Source organism: Epibacterium sp. MM17-32 (assembly GCF_022348205.1).
Taxonomy (GTDB): domain Bacteria; phylum Pseudomonadota; class Alphaproteobacteria; order Rhodobacterales; family Rhodobacteraceae; genus Epibacterium.
The window spans coordinates 24,850-38,288 of sequence record NZ_JAKRFC010000010.1 but is presented as its reverse complement, the minus strand read 5'-3'; the positions used below and the strand labels follow the sequence as shown (position 1 = coordinate 38,288).

Sequence of the window (13,439 nt, the reverse complement as noted above, 5' to 3'; positions counted from 1 at the left end):
TTGCGATCCGGCCCGGTAACAGAGGTTGGATCACCGGACCGGATCAACTGGCCACAAATGGGTGGACGGGCCAGCTGTTCGGGGGCGCTCAGCCCTGTTTGAGCCGCGCGTTGGCATAATCGCCGATGTCGCCCCACCGGCGCTGAGTCTCGCGGAAGGCAAGCCAGTTCTCGTGCACCTTGGTCGCCATCGGGCTCTTGGCAGCGCTTTCGGCCAGCACCTCGGGCGCCATGCGTTTCATCTCCACCAGGATGTCGATGGGCCATTCGTGCAGCTGAACATCGTGATCGTCGACAAGGGTGGTCAGCGCATCGAGGTTGCGGGCGTTGTACTCCGCCAGCGAGGTGACATATTCCGCATCCGCCGCCGACTGCATGATCGCCTGTTCGCTGCTGCTGAGCCCCGACCAGACATCGGCGTTCACATAGGACGACAGCGTGTGCCCCATTTCATGGAAACCCGGGTAATAATAGTGCTGTGCGGTGCGGTAAAAGCCAAAGGCGAGGTCGTTCCACGGTGCGATCCACTCCAACCCGTCGATGGTTCCCGATTGCAGCGCGGTGAACAACTCCCCGCCGGGGATATTGACCGGCGTTGCCCCAAGGCGCGACAGCATCTGGCCGCCGAGACCGGGATAGCGCACCCGCAGTCCCTGCAGGTCGGCGGCGCTGTTGATCGGGGATTTGAACCAGCCGCCCATCTGGGCGCCGGTGTTGAGGTTCGCCAGCGGCTTCACCCCATGCGCGGCCCCCAGTTCGTCCCACAGCTCCTGACCACCACCGAATTTGAGCCAGGTGAAGTGTTCATCCGCGGTCAGGCCAAAGGGCACCACCGCAAAAAAGACAAAGGCCGGGTCCTTGCCGAACCAGTAATAGGAGGTGTCATGGGTCAGATCGCCCGCACCGGCCGCGACCGCGTCGAGCACCTCGAAAGGGGCGACGATCTCGCCGGCGCCGTAGACCTTGATACGCAGCTTGCCGTCGCTGGCCGCGGCGACGCGCTGTGCAAATCGCTCTGCACTGGTGCCGAGGCCCGGAAAGTTCTTGGGCCAGCAGGTCAGCATCTTCAACTCAGTCCCGCCCTGCGCCAGCGCCGGCGCTGCCAGCGCTGCACCGGCGGTCCCCAGAGTTGCCGTCCTGAAAAACCGACGGCGAGTCAGATTGGATGTCATCACGTTTCCTCCCTTGGATCTTATCGATCATTCGATCATTAAAATATCATCAGTACGTCGGTCAATCCTTATTTTTCAGCATATATTGTGCTATGTGACGATTCTAATACTCATATGATCACTTATTGGAGGCTATCATGCTGGATAAATCTCACTCCGACCGCTTCGACGCCTGGCCCGAAACACTGCAGCAGGAAATCACCGAAAACTGGACCAATTGCCGAGTCGGGTCGCATTTGGTGTCGGAAACCGAGACACTGCGAATCTGGCACCTGCACCTCGAGCCCGGGGAGCGCGCGCCGTTCCATCGACATGAGGAAACCTATTTCTGGACCGTCACCGGCCCAGGAAAATCGCGCTCGCACTATCATGACGGCAGCGTGCGGGACACGGTCTACGCGGCAGGCGATACCCGGCACTTCCAACTCGGCGCGGGAGAGTTCTTTGTTCACGACCTGGAAAATACCGGCACCACTCCACTGGTCTTCGTGACCGTGGAGTTCAAATCCTGATCCTGCTGCGCGAGGCCTGCACAGGCGACGGCCCCGGATCGGCGACCTTGCGCGGCAACGGCGGAATTGAGACAGTTCCGCCAAACCAACTTGGAGACGGAAGCCCATGCTGCTCGACAATCTCGCGCTGTTCCTGCGCATCGTGGAAAAGGGTGGCATGGCGGCGGGCGGGCGAGAAATGGGCCTGTCGCCCGCCACGGTATCCGAACGCCTTGCAGCGCTGGAAAACCACTACGGCGCCCGGCTGCTGAACCGCACGACCCGCTCCATCAGCCTGACAGAGGAAGGGCGCGAACTGATCGCCGGTGCGCAGCGCCTGCTGGCAGAAGCCGAAGAGCTGGAATCCCGCGTGCGTCTGGGTGTGGACCGGATCGCCGGGCCGATCCGGCTCAGCGCGCCGTCGGATCTGGGGCGCAACCGGCTGGCGCCGATCATCGACCGCTTTCTGGAGCAGCATCCCGAAGTGTCGGTCGATCTGCATCTCAGCGACGGATATGTCGACATGGCGGCGATGGGGCTCGACCTGGCGCTGCGCTATGGCGATCTGGCCGACAGCAGCCTGATCGTGAAACGTCTGGCCGACAGTGCCCGGATCGTCTGTGCCGCACCGGAGTATCTGCGTCAGGCAGGCACGCCGCGGCACCCGAACGACCTCGAACACCACAATTGTCTGCTGATGCGCTTTGGCGCCGATACGGATCAAACCTGGCCATTCGAAATCGACGGCAAACGCCAGGCGATCACGGTGCGAGGCAATCGCATCGCCAACGATGGGGATCTGATCCGGCAATGGGCCCTGAAGGGCTGTGGCATCGTGCGCAAGTCACAATGGGATGTGAAAGCGGATCTGGATGAAGGGCGACTGGTGCCCTTGCTGCGAGAATACGAGGTACCAGCGCTGGGGTTGCAAATGGTCTGGCCCGCCTCGCGGAGTCAGCCCCGGCGCGTCCGGGCGCTGATCGATGCGCTGGTGGTGGCCTTTCGCACCCCGGGCTGAACCGCGACCCTGCTACATAGGCCTGATCCAATCGTGCCACTGGACGGCGTTTTCGGATAGCCAAGCCTCTGCCGCTGCCTCCGGAGTGTGGCCCTCGACGCAGATCGCATAGTCCAGCTGTGACACGGTGTCATTGCCAAGCTGCATCGTTTCGAGCAGGGCACGGCCTTCCGGGGTCAGCCGCGGCGCCGCCTCGCGCCGCAGGACCAGCGTTGCCGCATCCTGCCCGCCCAGCAGGCCCAGCGGATCCGACAGCGGGCGCAACCGCAACTGCCGGTGCAGCCATTGCGGATGCCAAAGCGGCACCACCGCCAGATCTCCGCCTTCGTCTGCCGCCAGCGCCGCTGCGGTACAGTCTGCCAGCGTACCGTTTTGAAAGTGGAACCCATGCGCGTCGAGGTCGTAAGCCTCCACCATCCGGCGGGAGAACCGGCTGATTCCGGCGCCCGGTCCGATGCCCTGGATGCGCCGATTGAAGAGGCGCGCCACATCTTCCTGCGCCAGATCCCGAACCGAGCGGATATGCGCAGGAGCACGGTCCGAAATGCCCCAGATACAATAGGGTGTGTAGAGCGTGGACAGCTTCAGCAACTGATCCTCGCAGGGGGCGATGTAGCGCCCGTGGCTGGCGGGCAGCCAGGCCGAGACCACCAGATCGACCTCGCCCGCCGCCTGCAGGGCAAACATGTCTTCATGCGCGGCGGTGCGCAGGTCGACCTGATGGCCGGTACGGTTCAGCAACGCGCAGACCACCGCCGCCGCTGCCTGGTGAAAACTCAGGTCGATCTGGCCGACCGTCAATGCGCGTGCCATGTCTGTGAATCCTCGTTCAGATTTCGACTTCAGCCCAGAGCACCACCAGCGTGGCGCAATTCAGGCACATGGCAGTGTCGGAGTAGATCATCCGCGTGTGCCGGCCCCGCTCTCCGAACACCGCGTTGACTAGATCCGACGCACCATCCAGCGCAGCGGGCTGTTCGGTGAAGTCCGGCGTGGTATGAGCCGTGCCCTCGACCCGCAGGATACGCCGCACCCGGTTCAGCGATCCCAGCGCGTCTTGCAGTTGCGCAAGGCCATTGAGGGCCGACAGAAGAAAGGCCTGATACCCGTCCTGCACCGTCAGCTCCGCACCCATCTTGCCGGTGTATTTCAGATCCCCGTCGACCCAGGGCAATTGCCCGGAGGTGTAGATGACGTTGCCAACCTGCATCCAGGGCGCATAGGCGCCGACCGCCCCGGACACCGGCGGCAGCTCGAGGCCCAGCTCCTCCAGCCGCTGTTCCGGTGTCAGGTCTTGGGTGAAGTTCTGTTCGACGATGCGCAGCATTGGCGTCCTCCCGTTTTTGCGTCGGCTCAACGGTTGCGTGGAAAGCCAGGGGGAACAATCGGCGGCTTCTGAAATCAGAATTTGCCCCGACCAAAGAATGCGCCGGTGTCCCCCTTGGCAAGTCGTCGTCCGCAGGATCAGGACGGGGCGGTATCCTCATAGGCGGCATAAGTGGTGTAGCCCTGCCGGTCGCCACCAAACAGCGTCTCCCCGTCGAATGCGGCCAGCGGCAGGTTCTCGGCATAGCGGCGCGGCAGGTCCGGGTTGGCAATGAACGGACGCCCGAAAGCCACCACATCAGCAAGCCCTTCGGCCAGAATGGCCCCCGCCCGCTCCTTGTCATAGCCGCCCGCCACCAGGATGGTGCCGGGGAACGCGGCCCGCAGGGCCAGACGGAAATCGCGCGGGGTCTCCGGCGCGTCGTCCCAATCGGCCTCGGCGATATGGATATAGGCGATCCCGATACGGCCAAGCGCGCACGCCAGCGCCAGCAGGGCCTCGGGTGCTTCGGGATCATCCATGCCGCGCTGGGTGATGAAGGGCGAAATCCGAATGCCAACGCGATCAGCCCCGATTTCGGCCGCCACTGCCGCCACCGTATCGACGGCAAAGCGGATGCGGTTTTCCACGCTGCCGCCATAGGCATCGTCACGCTTGTTGGAACTGCGGCGCAGGAAGGAATCGATCAGATAGCCATTGGCGGCGTGGATCTCGACCCCGTCAAAACCCGCGTCGCGGGCATTGCGCGCGGCCTGGACATAATCGGCGGTAATGCCCGGGATCTCTTCAGTGTCCAACGCGCGGGGCGTCGGGCACTCCGCCATGCCCCCCTGTCCGGTCTGGGCATCGACAACCCAAACCGTCGCCTCCGGAGCAATGGCCGAGGGCGCGACCGGCAGCCCGTCGGCATGGAACATCTGGTGGCTCATTCGGCCGACGTGCCAAAGTTGGCTGAAGATTCGCCCGCCGGCCGTGTGAACGGCCTCGGTGACCTTGCGCCAACCGGCCACTTGCGCATCCGTGTGGATGCCGGGGGTGAAGGAATAGCCCTGGCCCTGCTGGCTAATCTGCGTGGCTTCGGTCAGGATCAGGCCAGCACTGGCACGTTGGGCGTAGTAGTCGGCCATCATCTCATTGGGAATATTGCCGGGTTGGTCCGTGCGGCAGCGTGTCATCGGGGCCAGCGCGATACGCGAGGGCAGGTCCAGTTGGCCGATCCGGGTCGGGGCGAACAGAAGTGTCATTTTGGGTCTCCGGTTGTGATAAAGAGGTGAGCGAGCCGCGCGAGCGCTCAGGCTCCTGTGGCGGTGCCGGGCTTGGATCTGCGCTCCTGCGTGAGGATGAACAGCACGCCCAGTACGGGCACCAGCGCTGCGGCATAGGGGATGGCGGCTGCACCCAAAGTGCTGTCGACAACTGCGGCACCGATGATGCCGCCCAGGGCGTTGGCGATGTTGAAGGCGGAAATATTGGCGGTTGCGGCCAGTTCAGGGGCGGCGCTGCCATGACGCATGACGCGCATCTGCATGGCCGGCACATTGGCAAAGCTCATCACCCCGAACACAAAGGCCGCCGGGACAAAGGCCCATGGCACCGGCGCCAGCAGACCGACCACCAGCAGGGCTGCGATCATGGCGATCGGCCAGCCGATCAGGGACAGACGCAGGTTTGCATCGGCGGTGCGCCCACCCAGCGTATTTCCGAGCACCAGCCCGAGCCCGACGATGACCAGAACCCAGGTCACATCAGCGCGGGCAAATCCCGCCACCTGTTCGGCCACCGGGGCGATATAGCCGTAGAACCCCATGAAACCGGTCCAGGCCAGGATGGTGAAGGCGAGGCTTGCCAACAGGTTGCGATCTGCAAAGGCGCTGATCTGGCCGCGCACAGAGGCCGGGACCTCACGCGGCTGCCGGGGAATGGCCACGAGAATGGCCGCAGCCGCCACCACACCAAGCGCGGCCACCACCTGGAACGTGGTGTTCCAGCCGACGCTATTTCCAATCCAGGCGCCACCTGGCACCCCCAGAACATTGGCCAGCGTCAACCCGGCGAACATCTGGCCCACGGCGCGACCCGCCATGCGATCCGGGACCAACCGGGTCGCGACGACGGCACCGATGCCGTAGACGGGGCCTTGGGTTAACCCGGCGATGATGCGGCTGAACAACAGCGTCGAGAAGTCATCGGCATAGGCCGACAGCAGGTTGCCGGCGATGAAGAGCCCCATCAGCCCTAGCAACACCCTGCGCTTGTCGAACCGGGCCAACCAAAGGGTCAGCACCGGGCCGCCGATCACGATCGCCAGCGCATAGGCGGTGATGAGTTGCCCGGCCTGACCTTCGGAGATGGCCAGATCCTCTGCCACCTGGGTCAGAAGCCCTGCGATGACAAATTCGGCGGTGCCGATGGCAAATGCGGAAAGGGTCAAGATCCAGACTTGCAACGGCAGTTTAGATTCTGTTGGCATCGGAAGACTCCGGTTCAGTTGATCAAGGCGCCGCCGTCGATGTCGATTACGGCACCGGTGACAGAGGCGGTTTCAATGGCAAAGAGATAGCCGGCGGCCACGTCCTGCGGACGCGCCACGCGGCCCGCAGGCAGCTTGGCCGCAGCACCCTCAAGCATCTGCTTGCGAGCAGCGGTTTCCATTCCGGCATAGGCATCGGTATCGGTCAGGCCCGGGCTGACCACATTGACACGGATCGGGGCCAGTTCCCGAGCCAGGATCTTGGCGCTCGCTTCCAGTGCGGCATTCATGGCGGTCTTGGCAAAGGTACCCGGTACCGTACGGCGCGCCAGAAACCCGCTGGTGAGGGTGATGGTGCCGCCAGGTCTGAGCTCTGCCGCTGCCGCCTTGGCCGCGCGGATACTGCCCCAGAACTTGACGTCGAAGGCCCGGCGCGCCGCTTCGAGATCCAGCGCGTCGACCGCGCCACCCGGGGCCTGTGACCCGGCGGTGAACACCAGATGATCAAACGGCCCCTGACCGGCGATCCAGCGCGACAAGGCGTCCGCGTCGGTAACATCCAAACCGGTGGCACGGCTGGCGCTTGTCACCGCGGCTCCGCGCTCTGCCAGCACCTGGGCAACGGCCGCGCCAATCCCGGAGGTGCCACCGATCACGATTGCCTTTGTTCCTGTTAGATCAGTCATTTTCTTCTCCTGTGAGGCATGCGTTCCCGCGGAACACGGTTTCGATGAGTGGACCGCAGGGCGCGCGGAAGAACAGGCGGCGCTCGTTCAATTCGGGCAGGTCCATGGTGGAGTAGCGAATGCCCTTTTGCGCGAGGCTGGCGCGAAACCGGGCATAGTCGTTGCGGCGGAAAGCGACGTGATCCCACGCCTCTGGGCCGATACCCGTATTCGGGCCGCGCGATCCGATCAGATGGACGATCGGCGCGTCTCCGGCATAGAGCCAATGGCCCGGAATGCGCTGGATCGCCTGCGGGCGCGGGCGTTCTTCCAGCCCGAAGACCTCAATGAAGAACGCCCGCGTTGCAGCGAGATTTCGAGTCCGGATGGTCACATGATCGAGATGCATGAGGCTGTTTCCCTTGTTGCGGACAAGCTATGTCATCCGGCAGAGCAAGAGTATTGGCCAACTATCGAAGTTATAATTCGGGTTATTTGAATAAATAGATGCAGCCCCATGTCGGGCTGACGGGTGTGCCAGCGACCTGCGATCAGGCGGGGCGGAAACGGCGCACAGTCATGTCGGCGCCGCACCCAGCCATGCCCCGACTTACACTTTGGATCAGAGCGAATTGGGTAAGCGCAGCGCGCGCGCCGGGATGAACAGGATCAGGACATGTTATCCGGTGGCGGCGTGTCAGCGCCCCCGTTATTGACGGAGCCTGAACGCGTGGCGCTCAGGCCACCTGACCGCCTTCCAAGCCCGAAATTGACTGGATCAGACTGTCCTCGGTGACCTCTTCAGAGGTGAAGCTGCGCATGATGCGGCCTGAATACATCGCCACGATCCGATCAGAGACATGCAGCACCTCGGGCATCTCGGAGCTGATGACGATCACCGCATAGCCCTGTGCGGCCAGCCCGCGCAGCAGTTTGTGGATCTCGGATTTGCTGCCCACGTCGATACCGCGCGTGGGTTCGTCCACGATCAGCACATTGGGATGCATCGACAGCCATTTGCCGATGACGATCTTTTGCTGATTGCCGCCGGACAGGTTGCCCACCTGCTGCCGCCAGCCGGGGGTGCGAATGTCGAGCCGGTCGCGGTACTGATCAAAGATCGCGATTTCCGCGCCTTCGGCCACAAACGGTCCGGCCTTCAGGTCATCCACCTGCGGCAGGGTCATGTTGTCGCGACAGTTCATGCCCAGTACGAGACCCTGACCTTTGCGGTCCTCCGGCACCAGAGAGATGCCCATATTGATGGCCTCCACCGGGGAGGTGATCCGCACCTCGCGCCCATCGAGCAGGATCTGCCCGGCGGACGGGTCACGCAGGCCAAAGAGCGTCTCGGCAATCTCTGTGCGACCCGCGCCCACCAGACCGTAAAAGCCCAGAACCTCGCCCCGGCGCACCTCAAAGCTCACGTCGTGAAACAGCTTGCCGCAACTGAGGCCTCGCACCTCTAATGCCACATCGCCCAATTCGTGATGCGCGGCGTTGCGAGAGAGGTCCAGCTTGCGCCCGATCATCATCTGGGTGACGGCTTCCTCATTGGTGTCGGCGGTCTCGACTGTGCCCTGATACTGCCCGTCGCGCAGCACGGTGATGCGGTCGGTGATCTTAAAGATCTCTTCCATGCGGTGCGAAATATAGATGATCCCGACGCCCTCGCGTTGCAGATCCGCGATCACGTCAAAGAGCACCACCTTTTCCGCATCCGTCAGCGAGGCGGTGGGTTCGTCAAAGATCACCGCCTTGGCGTCCACGGTGAGCGCGCGGGCGATTTCGACCATCTGCTGATTGGCAATCGACAGATCGCCCACACGGGTCTTGGCATCAAAGCCCACGTTCAGCTTTTTCAGGATTGCATTGGCGTTTGCTGCAAGCCGGGGCCAGTCCACCCGGCCAAAGCTCTTGCGCGGCAGCTCCCCGAGGTAGATGTTTTCCGCCACCGAAAGCTCTTCTGCGAGGCTCAGTTCCTGATGGATAAAGACGATGCCCTTGGCCTTGGCCTCAAGAGGGCCGGCCATCACCGCCTTGTTGTCGCCCATATAGATGTGGCCGCTATCGGGCTGGTGAATGCCGCCGAGCACCTTCATCAGGGTGGATTTGCCCGCACCGTTTTCCCCCATGAGGGCGTGCACCTCGCCCGGCATCACCGAAAAGGACACCCCGTCCAAGGCCCGCACACCGGGGAAGGTTTTGACGATGTTTTCAAGACGCAGAACCGGACCACTCATACCTTCAGTTCCTCTTTGCCTTTGACGTTGAGCTGACGATCAAGAAACAGCACCGCAATGAGAATGAGGCCGATCACCAGGTTCACGGTGGAGGTATCGGCACCGATATGGCCCAGCCCCTTGCGCAGCAACTGGATCGCGATGACACCGCCGAAGGTGCCGATCACCGATCCCGCGCCGCCGGTGATCTTGGTGCCGCCAAGGACCACGGCCGTAATCACCCAGAGCTCATAAAGCTGGCCGTCATTGGGATTGACCGAGCCGCTTTCGGAATAAAACACCACGGCCGAGAGCGCTGCGAGAAAGCCGATGATGGCGAAGTTGACCATCATATGCGGTCCAACGCGGATACCGGCATTCACGGCGGCGTCGCGGTTGTCGCCAATGGCATAGGCGTTGCGCCCATGCACGGTGCGCGCCATCAGGAACCAGATTGCCAGCGTCACCGCCAGCAGGAACCATGTGGCGGTGTGCAGGCCAAGAAATTGCGCCTCGGCAAAATCCACCAGCGTCCAGTTCAGATGCGAGGTCGGGTTCTCGCCGTTGAACATAAAGACGATGCCGCGATAGCCCAGCATCGACCCTAGCGTCACGATGAAGGCATCAACCCCGGTTTTCCACACAATAAGCCCGTTGAGCGCCCCCAGAAGCGTGCCGACCGTCAGCGCCAGAAGCCACGCCACCGGGATCACCCAGTCGCCCAGTCCCGCAAAGATCGGCCACGTCATACTGTCCAGCAGCACGATTGCGGCAATCGCAAAGGTGGCCCCGACACTGAGGTCGATATTGCCGTTCACCATGACGATGGTCATGCCCATCGCAATGATCCCGATGGGGGCGGACTGCTTCAGCAAAAGCAGCATGTTCTCAAAATCCATAAAGGCCTTGTCGGAGAGCGACAGAAACTCGCCCGCGACGCTGAAGAAGATCAGCTCCAGCACGATGAAGCCCCAGATTGCGCCGTTTTTCAGCGCCTTGGACAATGCACCCGGTTGCATGGGCCTCTCCCTTCTTATGCGATTGGCGACCAGAGCTTGCCGCGCTTGGCCGCGATATCGAGCCAGACAGCAAGGATGATGATGACCCATGTCACCACGAACTGGACGTAGAATTGCAGGCCCAGCAGCAGCAGACCGTTCTGGATGAACCCGAGGATCAGCACGCCAATCACGGTTTTAAAGATCGTCCCCGATCCCCCCATCAGTGACGCCCCGCCCAGGATCACAGCGGCGAGCACCTCAAGCTCCAGCCCCTGGCCCACGGTGTTTTGCGACCCCAGAGAGCGGCTCGCCTGCATGAGCCCTGCGGTGGCCACACAGGCTGAAGAGATCAGATAGCAGCTGAACACCGTCCGGGCGCGGCGGATGCCCGAGAAGGTCGCGGCGGTGCCATTGCCCCCCACCGCATAGATTTTGCGGCCAAATGGGGTCTTGCCGAGGACCAGCCCCAGCAAGGCCGCCAAGAGCGCAAAGATCAGGATCGGCACCGGAATGCCAAGGGCGCTGCCCTGTCCAAAGACGCCGAACCAGGTGCCTTCCTTGTCGGCGATATCCATGTTCTGCCCGCCCGAGTACGTCAGCGTCAGCCCGTGAATGGCCGAGAGCATCCCCAGCGTCACGATCAGCGAATTGAGCCGCAGATAGCCCACCAGAAACCCGATCAAGGCCCCCAGCGCCATCGTCATCGCAAACATCGCCGGGATCGCCTGCAATGGTCCAAGCGTGTCGTGCAGATCCAGCACCACGATGGTGGAAAACGACATCATCGACCCCACCGACAGATCGAGATTGCCACTGATCACCACAAAGGTGACGCCAAGCGCCATCACGCCGAGAATGGCGGAGGAACGCACCACGCTGAACACATTATCAACGGACAGGAATTTGGGGTTGGCGATGGTAAAGGCGACCAGAAAGACCGCGAAAGCAATCAGGATGCCTTGCTTGGCAAGGACACGTCCGATCTGCTCTTTGCTCAGTGTTGCCATCATCCCCTCCCTTGGATTCTGGGCGTGTTTTGATGTCTCGGGCATCGGCTCCTCCTGCCTTGTCGCCGGTCACACGAGGGTCATGCCCCCGTCGATCATGACGATCTGTCCGGTCATGTAGTCGCTGTCCCGAGAGGCCAGAAACGTGGTGGTTCCGGTGATATCCTCGGGCGTGGCCACACGTCCCTTGAGGATATCCGCCGAGAAGGTCTCCATCGCCTCTCCGGGGCGCTCGGACGCGCCGATCTCCATCAGATCCTGATCAACCTGCTCCCACATTTCCGTGGCCACAACACCGGGCGCAAAGCCGGTGACGGTAATGTTATGTTTCGCCAGATCCCGTGCGCCCGATTGGGTGAGCGACACCACCGCCCATTTCGAGGCACAATAGGGGGCGACATTGTCAAAACCCTGACGGCTGGCCACCGAGGCGGTGTTGATGATCTTGCCGCCCTGACCTTGGGCAATCATCTGGCGGGCAGCTTCCTGCATGCCGATCATACAGCCCAAGCCGTTGATGCCCATGATGAAGTTCCAGTTTTCTTCGGTCACGTCCAGAAAATTCATTGGCCGGTTGACGCCCGCGTTGTTGAATTTCACATCCAGCCGGCCAAAGGTTGCAACCGTATGGGCGATCATCGCCTGCACCTGTGCGCGATCGGTGACATCCACCGGGGCAGAGGTGACGCGACCGGGATGATCCGCGGCAAAGCTCTGGGCCACCTCGGCCACCTTATCGCCGTTGATGTCGGCCAGACAGACCTGTGCGCCCTCGCGCAGCAGCGCCTCAGAAATGGCGCGGCCTATGCCCTGCGCTGCCCCCGTCACAAGGCAGACGCGATCCGATACACGTCCCATAGGCGTGCCCCTTCCAAATCTCGATTTTGGGAAATGCCATATGGGGCGCCTGCACCCGGCAGACGCGCCCCACATGATGTGCCTTAAAAGACGGGTTTGGTGAACTCGCCCATATTGTCCTGCGTGATCTTCGGCGTGTCGAAGTAATTCAGGAAGGGGATGTCCTTGCCCGACAGGATGTCGACGGCGGTTTGCAGCGCGGCCTCGGCATCATCCACCGGCGACTGATAGATGGACCCCCAGTAATCCCCCGCTGCCATGGCCTCGTAGCCCACGGCAAAGTTGGTGGCCCCGACAAAGATGATGCCGTCACGGCCCGCAGCCTTGGCGGCGTTGAGGGCACCGACACCCATATTGTCATCGCCCGCGTAGACGCCGTCGATGTCGTCGTATTTCACAAGGAAGGCTTCCATCACCTGCTGCGATTTCTCGCGGTTCCAGTCGCCCGGTTGCGTGTCGACGATGGTCACATTCGGGCAGACCTCGGGCAGGCGGTCCTCAAACCCCTTGGCGCGTTCAATGGCGGTGGTGTAGCCGGGCTGGCCGGTGATGTGCACCACCTGAGCCTCATCCGCGATGCCCATGTCCTTGAACTTGTCGCACATGATCTCTGCCGAGCGCGCGCCCTGGGTGATGTTGTCGGGGCCGGAGAAGGACTTGATGAAGTCAAAGCCCGCCTCGGCAATGTTGGAATTGGTGACAACCACCGGAATGCCTGCTTTCTGTGCCTTGCGCACAGCGGGGATCACGGCCTCACCATTGGTGGGCCAGATGATGATCGCATCGACCTCTTGCTGGATCAGGTCTTCCATCTGCGCAATCTGGCGGGCCACGTCGCCGCCTGCATCCAGAACCACGGCCTCGATATCCGCATTGGCATCGGCCGCGGCGATGAAAGCCTTCTCATAGGTGGTCTGATAGCTGTCCACACCCACGTTGTTCTGGGTGATGCCGATCTTCATGGTGTCGGCGGATGCTGCACCCGCCAGCAGGATCGCGGTGCTTGCGGCAAGCATGGTTCGAATATTCATATTTTGATCTCCTCCCGTTTTTTCCCGAGACTTCCTCCAGTCCCGAGCGCCCCTCCCGGACGCCAATGGACCACCCGGACGACCGGATGACTTCGAGCACAATGCCAAGTCTGCGTCATCCAAAATGTAGCGAAAATATCCATTGTGGATGTTTTGATGTCCAATATGGATACCTTCG

General features: G+C 62.2%; 14 protein-coding genes. 2 read left to right on the top strand and 12 right to left on the bottom strand.

Annotated elements, in window-relative coordinates:
• Nucleotides 1–88 precede the first annotated feature (88 nt).
• On the bottom strand, nucleotides 89–1,171 hold the full coding sequence (locus tag MHM88_RS15975; RefSeq protein WP_239367435.1) for a TRAP transporter substrate-binding protein: 1,083 nt from the start codon (nucleotides 1,169–1,171) through the stop codon (nucleotides 89–91).
• A gap of 137 nt (nucleotides 1,172–1,308) precedes the next feature.
• Between MHM88_RS15975 and MHM88_RS15970 the strand changes: the two genes are divergently transcribed.
• Both MHM88_RS15970 and MHM88_RS15965 read left to right on the top strand, forming a co-directional pair.
• Complete coding sequence (locus MHM88_RS15970) at nucleotides 1,309–1,683, top strand: cupin domain-containing protein (protein WP_239367433.1); 375 nt, start codon at nucleotides 1,309–1,311, stop codon at nucleotides 1,681–1,683.
• A 106-nt stretch (nucleotides 1,684–1,789) separates the two neighbouring features.
• Nucleotides 1,790–2,680 carry a LysR family transcriptional regulator gene (locus MHM88_RS15965; RefSeq protein ID WP_239367431.1) on the top strand — a complete coding sequence of 297 codons (891 nt, stop codon included), beginning with the start codon at nucleotides 1,790–1,792 and terminating at the stop codon, nucleotides 2,678–2,680.
• A 12-nt stretch (nucleotides 2,681–2,692) separates the two neighbouring features.
• Here the strand turns inward: MHM88_RS15965 and MHM88_RS15960 are convergent, their stop codons facing one another.
• The 11 genes from MHM88_RS15960 to MHM88_RS15910 form a co-directional block, all read right to left on the bottom strand.
• Nucleotides 2,693–3,493 (bottom strand): glycine betaine ABC transporter substrate-binding protein, encoded by an 801-nt coding sequence (locus MHM88_RS15960; RefSeq protein ID WP_239367429.1) that lies wholly within the window; start codon nucleotides 3,491–3,493, stop codon nucleotides 2,693–2,695.
• Nucleotides 3,494–3,509: 16 nt separating this feature from the next.
• Nucleotides 3,510–4,007 (bottom strand): RidA family protein, encoded by a 498-nt coding sequence (locus MHM88_RS15955; RefSeq protein ID WP_239367427.1) that lies wholly within the window; start codon nucleotides 4,005–4,007, stop codon nucleotides 3,510–3,512.
• A gap of 137 nt (nucleotides 4,008–4,144) precedes the next feature.
• Nucleotides 4,145–5,251, bottom strand: a complete 1,107-nt coding sequence (locus MHM88_RS15950; protein WP_239367425.1) for an alkene reductase — start codon at nucleotides 5,249–5,251, stop codon at nucleotides 4,145–4,147.
• 47 nt (nucleotides 5,252–5,298) lie between these two features.
• On the bottom strand, nucleotides 5,299–6,477 hold the full coding sequence (locus tag MHM88_RS15945) for an MFS transporter (protein WP_239367423.1): 1,179 nt from the start codon (nucleotides 6,475–6,477) through the stop codon (nucleotides 5,299–5,301).
• A 14-nt stretch (nucleotides 6,478–6,491) separates the two neighbouring features.
• Nucleotides 6,492–7,163: an SDR family oxidoreductase gene (locus MHM88_RS15940; protein WP_239367421.1), complete on the bottom strand. Its 672-nt coding sequence runs from the start codon at nucleotides 7,161–7,163 to the stop codon at nucleotides 6,492–6,494.
• Nucleotides 7,156–7,551 carry a VOC family protein gene (locus MHM88_RS15935; protein WP_239367419.1) on the bottom strand — a complete coding sequence of 132 codons (396 nt, stop codon included), beginning with the start codon at nucleotides 7,549–7,551 and terminating at the stop codon, nucleotides 7,156–7,158. Before MHM88_RS15935 ends, MHM88_RS15940 begins: the two co-directional genes overlap by 8 nt.
• Before the next feature lie 328 nt (nucleotides 7,552–7,879).
• Entirely contained in the window at nucleotides 7,880–9,385 is a 1,506-nt protein-coding gene (locus MHM88_RS15930; RefSeq protein ID WP_239367417.1) for a sugar ABC transporter ATP-binding protein, read from the bottom strand.
• Nucleotides 9,382–10,383 (bottom strand): ABC transporter permease, encoded by a 1,002-nt coding sequence (locus MHM88_RS15925; protein ID WP_005625641.1) that lies wholly within the window; start codon nucleotides 10,381–10,383, stop codon nucleotides 9,382–9,384. Before MHM88_RS15925 ends, MHM88_RS15930 begins: the two co-directional genes overlap by 4 nt.
• 14 nt (nucleotides 10,384–10,397) lie before the next feature.
• On the bottom strand, nucleotides 10,398–11,372 hold the full coding sequence (locus MHM88_RS15920; RefSeq protein WP_239367415.1) for an ABC transporter permease: 975 nt from the start codon (nucleotides 11,370–11,372) through the stop codon (nucleotides 10,398–10,400).
• 69 nt (nucleotides 11,373–11,441) lie between these two features.
• Complete coding sequence (locus MHM88_RS15915; RefSeq protein WP_005625633.1) at nucleotides 11,442–12,230, bottom strand: SDR family NAD(P)-dependent oxidoreductase; 789 nt, start codon at nucleotides 12,228–12,230, stop codon at nucleotides 11,442–11,444.
• An 83-nt stretch (nucleotides 12,231–12,313) separates the two neighbouring features.
• Entirely contained in the window at nucleotides 12,314–13,261 is a 948-nt protein-coding gene (locus tag MHM88_RS15910; RefSeq protein WP_110365551.1) for a sugar ABC transporter substrate-binding protein, read from the bottom strand.
• Nucleotides 13,262–13,439: the final 178 nt, after the last annotated feature.